Origin of the sequence: Variovorax sp. J31P207 (assembly GCF_030316965.1) — a bacterium.
GTDB classification, from domain to species: Bacteria; Pseudomonadota; Gammaproteobacteria; order Burkholderiales; family Burkholderiaceae_C; genus Variovorax; species Variovorax ginsengisoli_B.
The window spans coordinates 760221-776343 of record NZ_JASZYN010000001.1 but is presented as its reverse complement, the minus strand read 5'-3'; the positions used below and the strand labels follow the sequence as shown (position 1 = coordinate 776343).

At 66.8% G+C, this 16123-nt stretch carries 18 protein-coding genes; 4 read left to right on the top strand and 14 right to left on the bottom strand.

The genetic code is table 11. The annotated features are described in order from the left end of the window. Positions 1-81: 81 nt before the first annotated feature. From QTI68_RS03685 to sucC, 10 genes are all read right to left on the bottom strand, one after another. Positions 82-525, bottom strand: coding sequence for a pilin (locus QTI68_RS03685; RefSeq protein WP_286519728.1), 444 nt, complete (start codon positions 523-525; stop codon positions 82-84). A gap of 203 nt (positions 526-728) precedes the next feature. Beyond that, complete coding sequence (locus QTI68_RS03680) at positions 729-2003, bottom strand: type II toxin-antitoxin system HipA family toxin (protein ID WP_286519726.1); 1275 nt, start codon at positions 2001-2003, stop codon at positions 729-731. Continuing rightward, positions 2000-2293 carry a helix-turn-helix domain-containing protein gene (locus QTI68_RS03675; RefSeq protein ID WP_286519725.1) on the bottom strand — a complete coding sequence of 98 codons (294 nt, stop codon included), beginning with the start codon at positions 2291-2293 and terminating at the stop codon, positions 2000-2002. The genes QTI68_RS03680 and QTI68_RS03675 overlap by 4 nt, the downstream gene beginning before the upstream one ends. A gap of 50 nt (positions 2294-2343) precedes the next feature. Next, a complete protein-coding gene (locus QTI68_RS03670) occupies positions 2344-3156 on the bottom strand; it encodes an MBL fold metallo-hydrolase (protein WP_286519724.1) in 813 nt (270 codons plus the stop codon). Between the two features lie 36 nt (positions 3157-3192). Beyond that, positions 3193-5460, bottom strand: a complete 2268-nt coding sequence (locus QTI68_RS03665) for a CHASE2 domain-containing protein (RefSeq protein ID WP_286519723.1) — start codon at positions 5458-5460, stop codon at positions 3193-3195. A 45-nt stretch (positions 5461-5505) separates the two neighbouring features. Next, the gene (locus QTI68_RS03660) at positions 5506-6162 is read right to left on the bottom strand and encodes an FHA domain-containing protein (protein WP_286519722.1); all 657 of its coding nucleotides are present in this window, start codon (positions 6160-6162) and stop codon (positions 5506-5508) included. Between the two features lie 68 nt (positions 6163-6230). Next, complete coding sequence (locus QTI68_RS03655; protein ID WP_286519721.1) at positions 6231-7040, bottom strand: Stp1/IreP family PP2C-type Ser/Thr phosphatase; 810 nt, start codon at positions 7038-7040, stop codon at positions 6231-6233. Positions 7041-7069: 29 nt separating this feature from the next. Then, positions 7070-7750: a TerC family protein gene (locus QTI68_RS03650; protein ID WP_286519720.1), complete on the bottom strand. Its 681-nt coding sequence runs from the start codon at positions 7748-7750 to the stop codon at positions 7070-7072. Positions 7751-7844: 94 nt separating this feature from the next. Next, entirely contained in the window at positions 7845-8738 is an 894-nt protein-coding gene (sucD, locus tag QTI68_RS03645) for a succinate--CoA ligase subunit alpha (RefSeq protein WP_286519719.1), read from the bottom strand. Between the two features lie 10 nt (positions 8739-8748). After that, positions 8749-9912 (bottom strand): ADP-forming succinate--CoA ligase subunit beta, encoded by a 1164-nt coding sequence (gene sucC / locus QTI68_RS03640; RefSeq protein ID WP_286519718.1) that lies wholly within the window; start codon positions 9910-9912, stop codon positions 8749-8751. Positions 9913-10092: 180 nt separating this feature from the next. On the opposite strand from sucC, the gene argC reads away from it, so the two are divergent. Further along, the gene (argC, locus tag QTI68_RS03635; protein ID WP_286519717.1) at positions 10093-11016 is read left to right on the top strand and encodes an N-acetyl-gamma-glutamyl-phosphate reductase; all 924 of its coding nucleotides are present in this window, start codon (positions 10093-10095) and stop codon (positions 11014-11016) included. A gap of 45 nt (positions 11017-11061) precedes the next feature. Here the strand turns inward: argC and QTI68_RS03630 are convergent, their stop codons facing one another. The 4 genes from QTI68_RS03630 to recA all read right to left on the bottom strand — a co-directional run bounded on the left by QTI68_RS03630 (position 11062) and on the right by recA (position 13281). Next, entirely contained in the window at positions 11062-11391 is a 330-nt protein-coding gene (locus QTI68_RS03630) for a helix-turn-helix domain-containing protein (RefSeq protein ID WP_286519716.1), read from the bottom strand. Next, complete coding sequence (locus QTI68_RS03625; RefSeq protein ID WP_286519715.1) at positions 11375-11632, bottom strand: type II toxin-antitoxin system RelE family toxin; 258 nt, start codon at positions 11630-11632, stop codon at positions 11375-11377. The genes QTI68_RS03630 and QTI68_RS03625 overlap by 17 nt, the downstream gene beginning before the upstream one ends. 80 nt (positions 11633-11712) lie before the next feature. Continuing rightward, the gene (gene recX, locus QTI68_RS03620) at positions 11713-12162 is read right to left on the bottom strand and encodes a recombination regulator RecX (protein WP_286519714.1); all 450 of its coding nucleotides are present in this window, start codon (positions 12160-12162) and stop codon (positions 11713-11715) included. Positions 12163-12168: 6 nt separating this feature from the next. Next, on the bottom strand, positions 12169-13281 hold the full coding sequence (gene recA / locus QTI68_RS03615) for a recombinase RecA (protein WP_286519713.1): 1113 nt from the start codon (positions 13279-13281) through the stop codon (positions 12169-12171). 145 nt (positions 13282-13426) lie between these two features. Between recA and QTI68_RS03610 the strand changes: the two genes are divergently transcribed. From QTI68_RS03610 to QTI68_RS03600, 3 genes are all read left to right on the top strand, one after another. Beyond that, complete coding sequence (locus QTI68_RS03610) at positions 13427-13900, top strand: MarR family winged helix-turn-helix transcriptional regulator (protein WP_286519712.1); 474 nt, start codon at positions 13427-13429, stop codon at positions 13898-13900. A 30-nt stretch (positions 13901-13930) separates the two neighbouring features. Then, positions 13931-14605 carry a response regulator gene (locus tag QTI68_RS03605; RefSeq protein WP_286510980.1) on the top strand — a complete coding sequence of 225 codons (675 nt, stop codon included), beginning with the start codon at positions 13931-13933 and terminating at the stop codon, positions 14603-14605. Positions 14606-14683: 78 nt separating this feature from the next. Beyond that, positions 14684-16102 (top strand): sensor histidine kinase, encoded by a 1419-nt coding sequence (locus QTI68_RS03600; protein ID WP_286520213.1) that lies wholly within the window; start codon positions 14684-14686, stop codon positions 16100-16102. The last annotated feature ends 21 nt before the right edge of the window (positions 16103-16123 follow it).

The following is a 16123-nucleotide window of genomic DNA, read 5'->3' as shown; positions in this document are numbered from 1 at the left end:
AGGAAACTCTCGATTGAATTCTTCAACCACAAAAGAAAAAAGGCACGTAGGTGCCTTTTTTCAATCAAATTGAGTGGAAACTCAGCGGCACTCAGACGGAACGTACTTGGGGGCCAGCGAGCTGTCGTTCTTGCAGGTCCAGCCAACGCTTCCCGCGTTCTTGCTTGACGGCGTCAGCGTCAGCTTTCCGTTGTTCACGACCAAAGACGAGTAGGTGATGGTGACGACGCCGCCGGTGCCCACACCCACGCTCTTGACTGCATTACCGGAGATCGACACATCCTTGGGCAAGCCCGCCATCGCGTTCGTGGTCGGCCAAGCCGACTTCGTAGCAAAATACTCGCCCACACTAGCCTTCGCAGCCGAAGCCAGACCCAGACCTTCCGAAACGCGAGCACGCTTCGTGTAGTCTTGGTAAGCCGGCAGCGCCACAGCAGCCAGGATACCGATGATCGCCACAACGATCATCAATTCGATCAGGGTGAAGCCCTTTTGCACGTTGCGTGCGATGTTCCGACGGTTCATTTGCTTACTCCAGGTTGGTTGAGGGGCCCGAGGAGGGCCCCCGGTGCGCTCATGTAACCGCAGCAACTGTGCCACCCCGGTTTTCGCCCCCTTCACCCTGCTTCGCCGCGCATTTGTTCACGTTCTAGTTACAGAGTGTGACGAAAACTGTTGCCGGAGCCCGACGCCGGGTGACATTTTTGTCACCCACCTGCCAACCCACGTCATACCCGCGCCCCCCGCCCCGCCCCACCCCCCACCCGCTCCACCCGCATCCACGCCCGCGCCCCATCCCACACGGCCGTCATCCGCCCCAGCAACTCCCCCGACACCGCCGGATGCGGTGCCGCCAGCGCGGCACTCATCGCCTCGCAGCTGTGCTCGATCACCGCGCCCGGATGATGCACGCCGCAGACGTCGCGGCCGAAGGCCTCGAGTTCGGCCCGGTTCGGGTAGCTGCGGGCCGGGGACTTGTCGCCACTTCGCCCCCCGCGCCGCCACTTGAGCGCCAGGGTGTGGTCGACGGTCTCGATGCCGCCCGGCCGCTCGTAGGGATAGAGCACCGTGGTCACCTGGTCGTACACCGGGCTGGGCCAGACCCGCTCGTCGTCGTACAGCACCGCGAAATTCTTGAGGTGGGCGTCGCCGTTGCGCAGCAGCACCGTCAGCACCAGCAGCTTGAAGAACTGGTGCAAGGCCGGCGCGGGCTCGCTGCACACCAGGCGCAGGGCCGCGGCCACGTCTTCGTAGCTGCCGATGTACTTGCGGCTTGAAAGTCGCTCCCGCACACGCAGCTGCATGACGGCCGCGATGTCCTCGAAGCCTAGGCGGCTGCCGTCGGGCCGGATGTCGAAGCGGTCGAGCACCAGCAGCTTGCCGTCGGCCGAGAGGTCGGCGCGCGGAACCGGCAGGCCGGCGTGACGCGCGGCTTCCAGACACAGCCATTCGTTGGCGCTCAGGCCGGGGTAGCGCGGCCCCTCGGCCTTGACGATGGCGTTGGGGCCGGGCACCACTGCCTTGTCGGCCACCGGCACCATGATCTTGGGCTGGACGCCGGCCAGGCCGGTGCCCGGGCCCATGAAGGCGTCGACCAGTTCCTCGAACAAGGCGTCGCTGCGCCCGCCGGCGAGCAGGTCGTCGCGCGAGACCAGGCCGGCGGCCCCTACGCCCAGCGGTGCTTCGCCGGGCACCTGGTACGCCACGCGGCCGATGGCGCCGGCGCCCATCAGGGCCAGCAGGTGCATCTTGGTGACCTGGAACTTGCCGAAACGCGCCAGGATGCGCTCGAACAGGTAGCCCTCGGGAAGGTTCATGTCGAGGGCGGCAAAGAGGTCGCCGTCCTGGAACACGCGGTCGGCGATCGGCAGGCCCAGGCCGACCTGGTGCTGCGCTTCCGCTTCATAGACCAGCGAATAGATCGATCGCTTGGCGAGCAGTGCCTGCGGCCGGCCATGGACGGCCAACTGCAGGTCGCGCAGTTTTTCGGGCAGTGCCGTCACGTCTCGTCGGGCTCCTGCAGGTGCGCGAAGGCCTTCGCGAGGTCAGCCGCGCGCAGCGGCCCTGGCTCGCGCGGGTCCAGGCTCAGCGCCAGGCCGAGCGGCGCGAGCATGGCGAGCAGCGAGGCCAGGGAGATGTCCTTGCCAGCCTCGAGCCGGTAGACCGGCATGCGCGACAGGCCGGCGCGCTCGCCCAATGCGGTCTGGGAGAGCTTCTTGCGGCGGCGCGCGCTGCGAATGGTGGCGCCGACCTCGGACAACGAAGAGATCGGCGTGGCGATTTTGCTATCCATGCGTTGCATTATTCCAGTTGAGAGAAAGAATGCAACGCATGAGTAGCATATTAGGTCTGCAGCACCTCATCCGCCTGCAGCCACCGAATGTCCCACCCCGCGTCGCCGCCGGCCCGCATGCGCGAGCCATGCGCGATGACGTCGATCTGGTTCATGATCTCTTCGGTCTCGGCCGGCTTGGTGTGCGTGATGTAGATCGGGTAGCTGCGCCCGGGCGCGATCTGGGCCAGTTCGTCCGCCAGGGTCGCCGGCGACAGGTGCAGGCTGCGCCGCGCCAATGCCTGTTCCCGGTTGCTGAAGGCGGTCTCGATCACCAGCATCGCGACGTCGAGCTGGTTCACGCGGGTCCAGAAGGGCGCATTGCGTTCAGTGTCGCCACTGAACACCCAGTGCGGCCCGCCCTGCGCGCAGCGCACCGCGAATCCGCAGGCCGGCACCGTATGGACCGCCGGCAGCACCTCGATGTGCTTCAGGGCCCGGGTGCCCAGCTCCAGCTCCTGGCCAATCACCAGATCGTGGAAGGTCACGAACGGCGCCTCGCGGCTCGGGATGCTGGCGAAATCGGGCCAGATGACGTTGTTGAATACATGCGCCCGCAGCGCCTCGATGGTGGCGCGCAAGGCATGCACGCGCAGCGGCCGGGTGCGGCGGCTGGCGATGGCATCGATCATCAAAGGCAGGGCGGCGACATGATCGAGGTGCGAATGCGTCAGCAACACGTCGTCGATCTTCGCCATCTCGTCGAGCGTGAGGTCGCCCACGCCCGTGCCGGCGTCGACCAGCAGGTCGCAATCGACCAGGAAGGAGGTCGTGCGGCAGTCCTTGGCGATGGCGCCGGAGCACCCCAACACACGCACCTGCATTTCGCGAGACCTTTTGACTTTCCAGCCCGTAGGCCGCTACTTCGAATCGAACCGGGTTGCGCCGTCCCACTCAGGATCCTTGGGCTGCAACGACATCGAGGCTAAACGTTGTGCATATAGCTGGTAAAGGACTTTTTTGGCATCCACGGCAACGAGGGCCGACAGCATAGCCTGTCCTTGTAACCAATCCTGCAGGCGGTAGGCGGAAAGCACGCCATCCCACTGTTGCAGCTCATTTCGGACTTCCGCGCCGACGCTGTCGGACCGCCCGATAGGCGTGAAGATGCGCACCATCCGCCCCTTGCCCTGGACACGGACCGTGTCGAGTTCCTGCCAGGCGAAACCCTGCGCCTCGCGCCGGGTGGCCTCGGTGGCGATGATCTCGACGCCGTAGTGCACGCCCAGCCCCTCGATCCGCGATGCCAGGTTGACCGCATCGCCGACCACCGTGTAGCTGCGGCGCACGGCCGAGCCCATGTCGCCGACGCTCATCACGCCGGTGTTGATGCCGATGCCGACCTGGACCTCCGGCTGCCCGAACACGCGCCGGCGGCCGTTCAGTTCCCGCACCGCGGCGACCATCTCGATGGCCGCCTGCACGGCCAGCTCGGCATGATCGGCGGTCTCGACCGGCGCCCCCCAGAAGGCCATCACGCAGTCGCCCATGTACTTGTCGACGGTGCCGCGGCGGGCGCTGATGATCTCGCTCAAGCGGCTGAAGAAGATGTTCAGGAAGGCCTGAAGCTCGGCCGGCGCCATCTGCTCGGCCATCCCGGTGAAGCCGCGCATGTCGCAGAACATCACGGTGAGCTCGCGGCTTTCGGCCCGCATGCTGTAGCGGCCCGGATCGGCGCGCATCTCGTCCACCAGCTCGGGCGGCACATAGGTGCCGAAGAGGCGGGCCAGGCCGCGGCTCGCGCGGCCCTCGATGAAATAGCCCCAACTCATGTTGAGCACGAAGGACAGCGCGACCATCAGCAGCGACAGCGCCAGCGGCAGCACCAGCCCGGCGCGCAGGAAGAGCCATGAGTTGACGCCGATCAGCACCGCGCAGATCGACAGGGCCACCCCGATCGCACGCGCCGCGGCGCTCAGCGAGAGGCCGAAGGCCAGCGCCAGCCCGGCCGCGAGCAGCATCACGAGTTCGTAACCCAGCGCGTAATCCGGAACTGCCGGGAGCCTCGAATCCAGGAGCCCAGAGACGATGTTGGCGTGCACTTCGACACCTGGAAAGTCGGCGCCGACCGGTGTCGAGCGCAGGTCCTGCAAGCCAGGCGCGGTCGATCCGACGAGCACGATCTTGTCCTTCAGCTCCCCCGCGGCGAGGCCGCCGCGGAGAACCTCGGACGCCGACACATGGCGAAAGGACCCGCCGCGTGGCCCCCCCGCGCCGCGAAACGGAACCAGCACGCTGGCGCTGGCGTCGACCGGAACGCGCAGCCGCGTGTCCCCGGTCGACAGCATCAGCGCCTCCAGCGGCGGCGGCGCGCTTCCCGGTCCGGCCGGCGCGAACGCAGGCGCCAGGCCGGTGTCGCCGACGGCCAGCCGGTACACCACCAGGGCCAACGATTCGTAATACCCCGGCTGGGCGTTCTCGCCGTCGTAGCGCGCGATCAGCGGCACCGCGCGAATCACGCCGTCCACGCTGCCGTCGAGCACCACGTTCAGGAAGCCGCCGGCCGGCGCCGCCTCGGCCAGCTGCGGGATGCTGCCGACGAAGCCGTTCCAGCGCGTCGTGTAGTCGCGGCCCTCGGGGAAGGTGCCGACCGGCAGGACCGGCGCCGGCAGGGCGCCCTTGGTGCGCGGCACCTGGGTCTGGGTGAAGTAGAAGCCGAGCGCCACCCGGCGGCCGGCCAGCGTCTTCGCGAAGGCGGCGTCGCGGTCGAGCGAGGGCGCAAGTTGCTCGATCTCCCGGGCCAGCCCGGCCCGTTCCCGCAGCGGCCCTTGCGCGAGCTGGCGCAGGGCCTCGAGGCCCGAGCTCGCATCGGGCTCGACGAACAACACGTCGAAACCCAGCACCCGCGCCTGCTGCCGCTCCATGATCTCGGTCGTCAGGCGGGCGAGCTGGTCACGGCCCCAGGGCCATTGGCCGAGCGCCTGCAGGCTCGTGTCGTCGATGTCGACGATGACGATCCGCGGGTCGAGCGTGCCCGGCAGGGTGGCCCGCAGCCGCACGTCGTAGATGAAGCGGTCGAGCCGGTCGACGAAGGGAAGCTGCCAGCCGCCCAGCACATGCGCCAGGGCCAGCGCCACCGGCAGCAGCGTGATGGCGATGCGCGCGCCGTGCCGGCGCAGCAGATTCATCCGGCCACCCGCGGTCGAAGACGGCGCGGCTGCTTCAGGGCGCGGTCAGCTGATGACGAACTGCATCCGCGTGCCGCCGAGCTCGAGCACGTCGCCGTCCTGCAGCGCCACGGCCTCGCTGCCGAGCGGCTCGCCGTTGAGCAGGGTCTCGCCGTCGATCGGCGCCACCACGTAGCCGTGCAGCCGACGCGTGACGGCGGCGACGGCCAAGCCGGGCTTGCCGATGGTGGTGACGACTTTCTGCAGCGACAGCTCGCGCCCCGCGGCCGAGCCCGAGAGCACCCGCATGACGGCCGCGCCGGCCGTGCCGCCGCCGAGCGGCGACTGCACCGTGGGCGCGGAAGAGAGCGGAATCGGGCCCGAGGGTGCCGGGGGGGCGGGTCGGACCGGCAGCAGGCTCTCGGCCGCCGCGGCGGCGCCGGCCAGGAAACGGATCTTGTACTTGCCCACCTCGATGACGTCGTTCTGCTCGAGCGCCTGCTTCTTGATGGCCCGGCCGTTGACGTAGGTGCCGTTGGTGCTGTTGAGGTCTTCCAGGTAGACATCGCCGCCGATCATGTGCAGCACGGCATGCTCGCCGCTGATCGCGAGATTGTCGACCACGATGTCGTTGTAGGGCCTGCGCCCCAGCGTGGTCCGGTCCTTGGCGAGCGTGACATCCTTGATCACGACACCGTCGATCGACACGATCAATTTCGGCATGGCCGACTCCTGGATCTCGTTGTTTTGTTCACAGCAGGGCCCTGGCAGCACAGTTTGAAAGACCTTCTTTATCCAGTGGCACCAGGGGCCTGGGTCCCACCCGCCCGGGCCAGGACAACCGAAATGTTATCCCGGCCGCCATTGTCGTTCGCAGTTGCAACCAAAAGTGTTGCTTTCTCCGGTAAGCCGATATCTTGTAACAAAATCGTGAAAATCTGCGCGCTGGACACCATCTCGGACAGTCCGTCGGAGCACAGCAGGAACAAGTCGCCCGGCATCACGCCGTGCTCGTGCATCTCGAGGTCGACGTGGCGCTCGATGCCGAGCGCCCGGGTGACGAGGTTGCGGTGCGGCGACATCACGGCCTGCTCGGGCGTGATGGCCCCGGCGTCGAGTTGCTCCTGGAGCAGCGAATGGTCGCGGGTCAGCAGTTCGAGCTGGTCGCCCCGCAGGCGGTAGCAGCGCGAATCGCCGATGTGCCCGACGATGGCGCGATGCGAGCCGAAGGCCGCCAGCACCAGCGTGGTCCCCATGCCCTGGAGCTGCACGTTCGCGATGCCGGCCTCGAGGATGGCCGCGTTGGCCTCGTCGGTGCCGGCCTGCAGGGCGCGCTTGATCGCCTTCGGATGCGCCTGCGGCCCGGCATGCGCGAGCCAGCGGCCGAAACTCGCCTGCAGCAGCGCGATCGCCATGCCGCTGGCCACCTCGCCGCCGTTGTAGCCGCCCATGCCGTCGGCCAGCAGCACCAGCCCCAGCGAGGGTTCGAAGGCGATGGTGTCCTCGTTGTTGGCGCGCACCCGGCCCGGATCCGTCAGCGCAGCGAAATCCCACCTCAGGACGCCGGGGTCGTTGGAAACTGAAGTACCGGGATTCGCCATGGATCAGGAGGTGGAGGGACTGCGGCTTGTCAGGCTGCGGCGTGGGATCGCTTCTGCAGCCATTTTCCGACAGCGACGACAAACACCGCGCCGGCCGCAGCTGCCGCGTAATGCAGCCACGGATTGGCCGTAAGCATATCGCGCAGGATGGTGTCGCTCACGATGGTTTCTCCGGCCACCCAGCCGATCAGGGCGGCACCGAGCATGACGATGATCGGGAAGCGCTCCATCAGCTTGATCATCAGGGTGCTGCCGAAGATCACCAGGGGGATGCTGATCGCCAGGCCGAGGATCAGCAGCACCATGCTGCCCTGCGCGGCCGCGGCAACCGCGATCACGTTGTCCAGGCTCATGACCAGGTCGGCCAGCAGGATGGTGCGGACCGCGGCCAGCATGCTGCCGTATTCCTTGCCTTCGCCATCGCCCTCCTCTTCGCCGCTGAGCAGCTGCGTGCCGATCCACAGCAGCAGCAGGCCGCCGATGATCTGCAGGTACGGCAAGGCCAGCAGCTTGGCCGCGACCACCGTCAGGATGATCCGCAGCACCACGGCGGCGCCGGAGCCGAACAGGACGGCGGTGCGCTGCTGCTGCGGCGGCAGCGAGCGGGCGGCCATCGCGATCACGACCGCGTTGTCACCCGAGAGAATGATGTTGATCCAGACGATCTTGAGCAGACCGATCCAGAAGTCCGTGGTTTGAAGGAATTCCATGTCTCTTTATTCCACTGTTGTTTGATTGAAAAAGCGCCCGCAACCGAGTTGCGGGCGCTTCTTCTCTGTGTGGGCAGCAAGAACGCGGGGCGACTTACAGGAGTGCCTTGAGGCGCTTGGCAAGCTCCGAGAAATTGCGCGTGACCGTGAATCCGCTCTCTTCCATGATCGCCAGCTTGGCATCGGCCGTGTCGGCGCCGCCGGAAATCAGCGCGCCGGCGTGGCCCATGCGCTTGCCGGGAGGCGCCGTGACGCCGGCGATGAAACCGACGATCGGCTTCTTCATGTTGTCCTTGCACCAGCGGGCCGCTTCGGCTTCGTCGGGGCCGCCGATTTCGCCGATCATGATGACGGCGTCGGTGTCGGGGTCGTCGTTGAAGGCCTTCATGACGTCGATGTGCTTCAGGCCGTTGATCGGGTCGCCGCCGATGCCGACCGCGCTCGACTGGCCGAGGCCGATCTCGGTGAGCTGGGCCACGGCTTCATAGGTCAGCGTGCCGGAGCGGCTGACCACGCCGATGCGGCCCTTGCGGTGGATGTGGCCGGGCATGATGCCGATCTTGATCTCGTCGGGCGTGATCAGGCCGGGGCAGTTCGGGCCGAGCAGCAGGGTCTTCTTGCCGCCGGCGGCTTCCTTGGCGCGCATCTTGTTGCGCACTTCGAGCATGTCGCGGACCGGGATGCCTTCGGTGATGCAGATCGCCATGTCGAGGTCGGCTTCGACCGCTTCCCAGATGGCGGCGGCGGCGCCAGCCGGCGGCACGTAGATCACCGACACGGTGGCGCCGGTCTGCGAGGCCGCTTCCTTGACCGAGGCGTAGATCGGGATGTTGAAGATCGACTCGCCGGCCTTCTTCGGGTTCACGCCGGCCACGAAGCAGTTCTTGCCGTTCGCGTATTCCTGGCACTTCTCGGTGTGGAACTGACCGGTCTTGCCGGTGATGCCTTGCGTGATGACCTTGGTGTCTTTGTTGATGTAGATCGACATGACTTGTTCCTTACTTGGCGACGGCCGCAACGACCTTCTGAGCGGCTTCCGCCATCGTGTCGGCGCTGATGATCGGCAGGCCCGAATCGGCCAGCAGCTTCTTGCCTTCGACTTCGTTGGTGCCCTTCATGCGCACCACCAGCGGCACTTGCAGGTTCACGGCCTTGCAGGCCGCGATCACGCCGGTGGCGATGGTGTCGCACTTCATGATGCCGCCGAAGATGTTGACCAGGATGGCCTCGACGTTCTTGTTCTTCAGCATGATCTTGAAGGCCTCGGTCACCTTCTCGGGGGTGGCGCCGCCGCCCACGTCGAGGAAGTTGGCCGGCTCGCCGCCGAACAGCTTGATGGTGTCCATGGTCGCCATGGCCAGGCCGGCGCCGTTCACCAGGCAGCCGATGTTGCCGTCGAGGCTGATGTAGGCGAGGTCGAACTTGCTGGCTTCGACTTCGGCCGCGTCTTCCTCGTCGAGGTCGCGCAGGGCGACGATCTCGGGGTGGCGGAACAGCGCGTTGCTGTCGAAGTTGAACTTGGCGTCGAGCGCCATGATGTTGCCCTTGCTGTCACGGTTGAGCGGATTGATCTCGACCAGCGAGGCATCCGTTTCCATGTAGCAGGTGTAGAGCTTCTTGAAGACGTCCACGGCTTGCGCGGTGGAGTCGGCCGGGATGCCGATCGCGTCGGCGATCTTCTTGGCCTGGGCGTCGCCGAGCCCGGTCAGCGGGTCGATGAACTCGGTGACGATCTTCTCGGGCGTGGAGTGGGCCACTTCCTCGATGTCCATGCCGCCTTCGCTCGAAGCGATGAAAGCCACCTTCTGCGTCGCGCGGTCGGTCACGGCCGAGACGTAGTATTCCTTCTGGATGTCGGCGCCGTCCTCGATGTAGAGGCGACGGACCTTCTGGCCTTCGGGGCCGGTCTGGTGCGTCTTGAGCTGCATGCCGAGGATCTCGCCGGCCAGCTTCTTGACGTCTTCGATCGACTTGGCGACCTTGACGCCACCGCCCTTGCCGCGACCACCCGCGTGGATCTGGGCCTTGACGACCCAGACCGGGCCGCCGAGCTTCTGGGCGGCCTCGACCGCCTCCTGAACTGTGTACGCCGGGATGCCGCGGGGTACGGGCACGCCGAACTTGGCAAGAATTTCCTTGCCTTGGTACTCGTGAATCTTCATGAGGGTGTCTCTCGGAACGAGGGGTTGAGATCGGGAGAATGTGGTTGCTGTCCACGGGCCACGGCGCCTGGCGGCGGGGGCGGCGGACAGCAGGGAACTGTATCATGGTGCGCCGCACCAACAATTGACCCCACTTTGTGGTCAATACGTATTTACTCCCAAGGCACACGAGGCCCCACTATGCCCAAGGTCTTCATCGATGGCGAAGCCGGAACCACCGGCCTCCAGATCCGCGAGCGGCTCCAGTCGATGCCGCAGATCGAACTCGTGAGCATCGCGCCCGAGCTGCGAAAAGACGTCGCCGCCAAGCGCACGCTGATGGCCGGGGTCGACCTGGTCGTGCTGTGCCTGCACGACGACGCGGCGCGCGAATCGGTGGCGCTGATCGACCAGCTCGACGGCCGCCGCCCCAAGATCATCGACGCCTCGACCGCGCACCGCACGGCGCCCGGCTGGGTGTTCGGCTTTCCCGAGCTGGCTGCCGGACACGCGGACGCGGTCGCCAAGGCCGAGCGCGTGGCCAACCCCGGCTGCTATGCCACCGGCGCGATCGCGATCGTTCGCCCGCTGGTCGACGCCGGACTGCTGCCACCCGACTTCCCGATCGCCCTGCCCTCGGTCAGCGGCTATTCGGGCGGCGGCCGGACCATGATCGAGGCCTACGAAAAGGGCGAGGCGCCGCTGTTCGAGACCTATGCGCTGGGGCTCAAGCACAAGCACATCCCCGAGATCATGAAGTACACCGGACTGACCCGCCGTCCGGTCTTCATCCCCTCGGTGGGCAACTTCAAGCAGGGCATGCTGGTGCAGCTGCCGCTGCACCTGGACGACCTGCCCGACCGCCCGAGCGCCGCCCATCTGCACGACGCGCTGGCGGCCCACTACGCGAAGAGCAACACGCCGGAACAGTTCGTGAAGGTGCTGCCGCCGACCGCCGACGGCAAGATCGACGCGCTGGCGCTCAACGACACCAACCAGCTGGAGATCCGCGTGTTCCCGAACGAGGACCACCGGCATGCGGTGGTCATTGCCCGGCTCGACAACCTGGGCAAGGGCGCGAGCGGCGCGGCGGTGCAGAACCTCAAGCTGATGCTGGGGATTTAGCGAAGGGTTCTGGGGATTGCCGAGTTCAGCCGCGCCGGAGCAGTTTCAGAAATCGAGTTGGCTGCTGCTGATGCCCAGCGCGTTCGCGATGTTCTCGCGCGATCCCTTGCGCAGGCGCGAGCTGGTTTCGAGCTGCGCATACGCGCTTTGCGTCACACCCATGCGCTTGGCGACCTCGTTCTGGGTCAGGCCCAGGTGGGTACGCCAGGCCTTGGCCGGCGACATTGCGCCATCGAAGACGAGTTTGACCACGGCGTCGGGCACCAGGTCGCCTTCGTTCTCGAAGCGCTTCACGAATTCGTCGTAGGGCACCACGACGAAGGCGGGGCGACCATCCCCATCCAGGATGGTCTGGAAGCTAATAGGTTTGTTCATCTCGTTTCCTCACTTCCTCGATGCTGACGATGTGAATCGCCACGTTGAAGTCAAAGAACACTCTGTAGTTGCCCACCCGCAGGCGGTAGCCGTGCGCGTGATTGATCAGCTTCTTCACGTTGCGCGCGGCAGACAGATCGACCAGCTCCGATGACACGGCTGCGCGGATTGCAGCGCCCGACTGACTCGGCAGCTTGCGCATCTGCTTCAGGGCTTTGGTCTTCCAGCTGATCGCGTTCACGGAAACTATAAGTCGATAATTAGATATCGCAAAGAAATTCTAATATTTTGAAGATGTAGCGACGGCCTGGCGAAACCGGCCTATTCGTCCGGGTCGTACCGCAGAACCTTGGCGACGACGGCACCGGCGAATCCGCGCGCCATCAGGAAGCGCACCTGCCGGGCGCGCTCGGTCGCATCCTGCGGCGGGACGCCGAAGCGGCGCTTCCAGACCTCGAGCGCACGTTCGAACTCGCTGCCCTGCAGCCCCGCCACCGCTTCGGCCACCGCCTCGGGCGCGATGCCCTTGTGCAACAGCTCCTGGCGGACGCGGGCGGCGCCCAGCCGGGCCGCCCGCTGGTGCAGCACCGACTGCACCACCCTCGCCTCGCTGATGAAATCCTTGGCGGCCAGCTCGTCGAGGGCCTGGGCCAGGGTGCCGGGCTCTTCCTCGTATTTCTTGAGCTTGCGCTCGAGCTCGGCGCGCGAATGCTCGCGCTGGCTCAAGAGGCGCAGGGCGCGCCCCTTGAGCGATGGCGCACTGAAGGCCACGGGCGGTTACTTCTTGTCGGCCTTGTCGGCCTTTTCCGCCTTCTCGGGCTTGTCGGCGTCGGCACCGGCGCTCTCGACCGCCGCGGCCAGCAGCGGAATGCCCAGCGACTCGCGCACCTTGTTCTCGATCTCGCGCGACAGCTCGGGGTTCTCGCGCAGGAACTCGCGGGCGTTGTCGCGGCCCTGGCCGATCTTCTCGCCGTTGTAGGCGTACCAGGCGCCCGACTTGTCGACGATCTTGGCGTTGACGCCCATGTCGATGATCTCGCCCTCGCGGCTGATGCCCTCGCCGAACAGGATGTCGAACTCGGCGGTCTTGAAGGGCGGCGACACCTTGTTCTTGACCACCTTGACCTTGGTCTCGTTGCCGATCGCCTCGTCGCCCTTCTTGATGGTGCCGATGCGGCGGATGTCCAGCCGCACCGAGGCGTAGAACTTCAGCGCGTTGCCGCCGGTGGTGGTTTCGGGCGAGCCGAACATGACGCCGATCTTCATGCGGATCTGGTTGATGAAGATGACCATGCAGTTGGTCTTCTTGATGGTGGCGGTGAGCTTGCGCAGCGCCTGGCTCATCAGGCGGGCCTGCAGGCCGGGCAGCGAGTCGCCCATTTCGCCTTCGATTTCGGCCTTGGGCGTGAGCGCGGCGACCGAGTCGACCACGATCAGGTCGACCGCGCCCGAACGCACCAGCGAGTCGACGATCTCAAGCGCCTGCTCGCCCGTGTCGGGCTGGCTGATCAGCAGGTCGGACAGGTTGACGCCGAGCTTCTGCGCGTATTGCACGTCGAGCGCGTGCTCGGCGTCGACGAAGGCGCAGGTGCCGGCCTGGCGCTGCATCTCGGCGATGACCTGCAGGGTGAGCGTGGTCTTGCCGGAGGATTCAGGGCCGTAGATCTCGATCACGCGGCCGCGCGGCAGGCCGCCGACGCCGAGTGCGATGTCCAGGCCCAGCGAGCCGGTGGAAACCACCTGGATGTCTTCCAGGGCCTCGCCCTCGCCCAGCCGCATGATCGTGCCCTTGCCGAACTGCTTTTCGATCTGGGCCAGGGCGGCCTGCAGGGCCTTGGCCTTTTCGCTGTTGGGGACCGAGATGCTGGTGCCTTTGACGAGTGCGTCCATGTGGAAAACTCCTTGAATATCAATGGGTTGTAGAGGCCGCATCGATCTGCTTTTAATTACAGGCTGGATGCTTGAACAGTAGTGTAGCGAGGGATATGGCTCCGGCGACCCATTTTTTGGTCAGTTTGCCTTACCATTCGACGCCATGGACAAACCCTCCGACGACGCCTGGCGCCAGACCCATCTGGGCCGCCTGCTGGGCCACGCGATGCGGCGCTTCGACGAGCGGGTGTTGAGCCTGATGGCGCATGACGCCGAGGTGCCGCTGGCGCTGTCGAACCTGGCGGCCCGGGCCCAGGTGAGCGCCGCCCACATCCACATCACGCGCCACCTGGCGCGCGAGGGCTCGCGGCTGACCGAGCTGGCCGAGCGAGCCGGCATGACCAAGCAGGCGATGGGCACGCTGGTCGACCAGTGCGAGGCCTGGGGACTGGTCACGCGCGGGCCCGATCCGTTCGATGCGCGGGCGCGGCGGGTGCTGTTCACGACCGACGGGCTGGCCTGGCTGGAGGCCTTTCGCCGTGCCGTCGCGCAGGCCGAGGACGAGTTCAGCGCCAGCGTCGGCAGCGAGATCGCCACCGTGGTAACCATCGGTCTCGAGGCGTACACGGCGGCCTAGAATTCAAGGTTGCTCTGGAGGCAAGGCACCATGCGAATACTGATTGCAGAAGATGACCAGGTGCTGGCCGATGCCCTGCTGCGCAGCCTGCGCACCTCGGGCTCGGCGGTCGACCACGTGGCGACCGGCACGCAAGCCGATGCCGCGCTGATGACCAACAGCGAGTTCGATCTGCTGATCCTCGACCTCGGCCTGCCCAACCTGCATGGCCTCGAGATCCTCAAGCGGCTGCGCGCGCGTGGCTCGCAATTGCCGGTGCTGGTGCTGACCGCGGCCGACAGCGTCGAGGAACGGGTCAAGGGCCTGGACTACGGCGCCGACGACTACATGGCCAAGCCCTTCTCGCTGCAGGAGCTCGAAGCCCGCGTGCGCGCCCTCACCCGGCGCGGCATGGGCGGCACCAGCAACGCGATCAAGCATGGCCCGCTGGTCTACGACCAGGCGGGCCGGGTGGCGACCATCGACGGCAAGATGATCGAGCTGTCGGCGCGCGAACTGGGCCTGCTCGAGGTGCTGCTGCAGCGCGCCGGCAGGCTGGTCAGCAAGGACCAGCTGGTCGAGCGCCTGTGCGAATGGGGCGAGGAGGTCAGCCTCAACGCCATCGAGGTCTACATCCACCGCCTGCGCAAGAAGATCGAGAAGGGCCCGGTGCGCATCGCCACCGTGCGCGGGCTCGGCTACTGCCTCGAGAAGATCCCCTCCTGATCCCCGGCGCGCCGCACCCGCTTGGTCAAACTCTTCCAGCGCGCCCAGCGCTCCCTGTTCGGCGAGATCCTCGACTGGATGCTCACGCCGCTGCTGCTGCTGGTGCCGGTCAGCATCGGCGTGACCTGGCTGGTGGCGCAGGGCATCGCCAATGCGCCCTTCGACCGGGCGCTGGAGTCCAACATCCAGACCCTGGCCCGGCTGGTCGACACCGACAACGGGCAGATCAAGTTCGTGCTGCCGCAGCCGGCGCGCGAGATCCTCGGCAGCGACGAGATCGACCGGGTCTACTACCAGCTGCTCGACGTCCACGGCATGCTGCTGAGTGGCGAGCGCGAAGTGCCGTTCCCCGGCACCGACGATCCGCCGGTGCCCGGCGTGGTCTACCTGCGCGACGGCCAGATGCACGGGCAGAAGGTGCGGATCGCCTCGCTCTGGGTGGCGGGCCAGCCGCCGGATGTGCCGCTGGCCCTGCTCCAGGTGGCCGAGACGCGCGAGAAGCAGTCGGTGCTGGCCACCGAGATCATCAAGGGCGTGCTGTTGCCGCAGTTCGCGATCCTGCCGCTGGCCGTGCTCTTGATCTGGCTGGCGCTGGTGCGCGGCATCAAGCCGCTGTCGGTGGTCGAGGCGCGGATCCGCGAGCGCAAGCCCGGCGACCTCAGCCCGCTGGACGAATCCTCGGTGCCGCTGGAAGTCGTGCCGCTGGTGCTGTCGGTCAACGAGCTGCTGAACAAGCTCAACGACTCGATCGGGACGCAGAAGCGCTTTCTCGCCGATGCCGCGCACCAGCTGAAGACGCCGCTGGCCGGCCTCCGGATGCAGGCCGACCTGGCCCAGCGCGAGGGCGCCAACGCCGACGAACTCAAGCAGTCGCTCAAGCAGATCGGGCGCGCCAGCGTGCGCGCCACGCACACCGTCAACCAGCTGCTGTCGCTGGCCCGGGCGGAGGGCAGCGGCGCCAACATCGGGCGCCAGCCCTGCGACCTGGCCCGGCTCACGATCGAGGTGGTGCGCGAGGCCGTGCCGCGGGCGATCGACAAGCGCATCGACCTCGGCTACGAGGGCGCCGAGACGGGTTCGCCCGGCGTGGTGTTCGAGGGCAATCCGACGCTGCTGAAGGAACTGGTGCGCAACCTGGTCGACAACGCGCTCAACTACACGCCGTCAACGCCCGATCGACCCGGCGTCGTGACGGCGCGGGTGCTGGCCGACCCCTTCGGCCAGGTCCTGGTGCTGCAGGTAGAAGACAACGGGCCCGGCATCGCGGCGCACGAGCGCGAACTGGTGTTCCAGCCCTTCTACCGGGTGCTCGGCAACGAGGCCGACGGCTCGGGCCTGGGCCTGCCGATCGTGCTGGAGATCGCCCGCCAGCACAGCGCCACCGTCCGGCTCGAGGATGCCCATCCGGGCCAGCGGCCGCCCGGCACGCTGGTCAGCCTGCGCATCGACACCCGCGACGGCGGCCGGCGCCCCCCCGGGCCGGGCTCGCACGCCTGACGAACGCGGCCTGGGTCCCGG

What these genes read in the sequence shown, in the direction of transcription:
- QTI68_RS03630 (WP_286519716.1), bottom strand. Translation starts at nt 11,391, where the DNA reads ATGAACAAACCTATTAGCTTCCAGACCATCCTGGATGGGGATGGTCGC.
- QTI68_RS03600 (WP_286520213.1), top strand. Translation starts at nt 14,684, where the DNA reads ATGCTCACGCCGCTGCTGCTGCTGGTGCCGGTCAGCATCGGCGTGACC.
- recA (WP_286519713.1), bottom strand. Translation starts at nt 13,281, where the DNA reads ATGGACGCACTCGTCAAAGGCACCAGCATCTCGGTCCCCAACAGCGAA.
- QTI68_RS03610 (WP_286519712.1), top strand. Translation starts at nt 13,427, where the DNA reads ATGGACAAACCCTCCGACGACGCCTGGCGCCAGACCCATCTGGGCCGC.
- QTI68_RS03655 (WP_286519721.1), bottom strand. Translation starts at nt 7,040, where the DNA reads ATGGCGAATCCCGGTACTTCAGTTTCCAACGACCCCGGCGTCCTGAGG.
- QTI68_RS03670 (WP_286519724.1), bottom strand. Translation starts at nt 3,156, where the DNA reads ATGCAGGTGCGTGTGTTGGGGTGCTCCGGCGCCATCGCCAAGGACTGC.
- QTI68_RS03650 (WP_286519720.1), bottom strand. Translation starts at nt 7,750, where the DNA reads ATGGAATTCCTTCAAACCACGGACTTCTGGATCGGTCTGCTCAAGATC.
- QTI68_RS03675 (WP_286519725.1), bottom strand. Translation starts at nt 2,293, where the DNA reads ATGGATAGCAAAATCGCCACGCCGATCTCTTCGTTGTCCGAGGTCGGC.
- QTI68_RS03665 (WP_286519723.1), bottom strand. Translation starts at nt 5,460, where the DNA reads ATGAATCTGCTGCGCCGGCACGGCGCGCGCATCGCCATCACGCTGCTG.
- sucC (WP_286519718.1), bottom strand. Translation starts at nt 9,912, where the DNA reads ATGAAGATTCACGAGTACCAAGGCAAGGAAATTCTTGCCAAGTTCGGC.
- QTI68_RS03660 (WP_286519722.1), bottom strand. Translation starts at nt 6,162, where the DNA reads ATGCCGAAATTGATCGTGTCGATCGACGGTGTCGTGATCAAGGATGTC.
- argC (WP_286519717.1), top strand. Translation starts at nt 10,093, where the DNA reads ATGCCCAAGGTCTTCATCGATGGCGAAGCCGGAACCACCGGCCTCCAG.
- QTI68_RS03605 (WP_286510980.1), top strand. Translation starts at nt 13,931, where the DNA reads ATGCGAATACTGATTGCAGAAGATGACCAGGTGCTGGCCGATGCCCTG.
- sucD (WP_286519719.1), bottom strand. Translation starts at nt 8,738, where the DNA reads ATGTCGATCTACATCAACAAAGACACCAAGGTCATCACGCAAGGCATC.
- QTI68_RS03685 (WP_286519728.1), bottom strand. Translation starts at nt 525, where the DNA reads ATGAACCGTCGGAACATCGCACGCAACGTGCAAAAGGGCTTCACCCTG.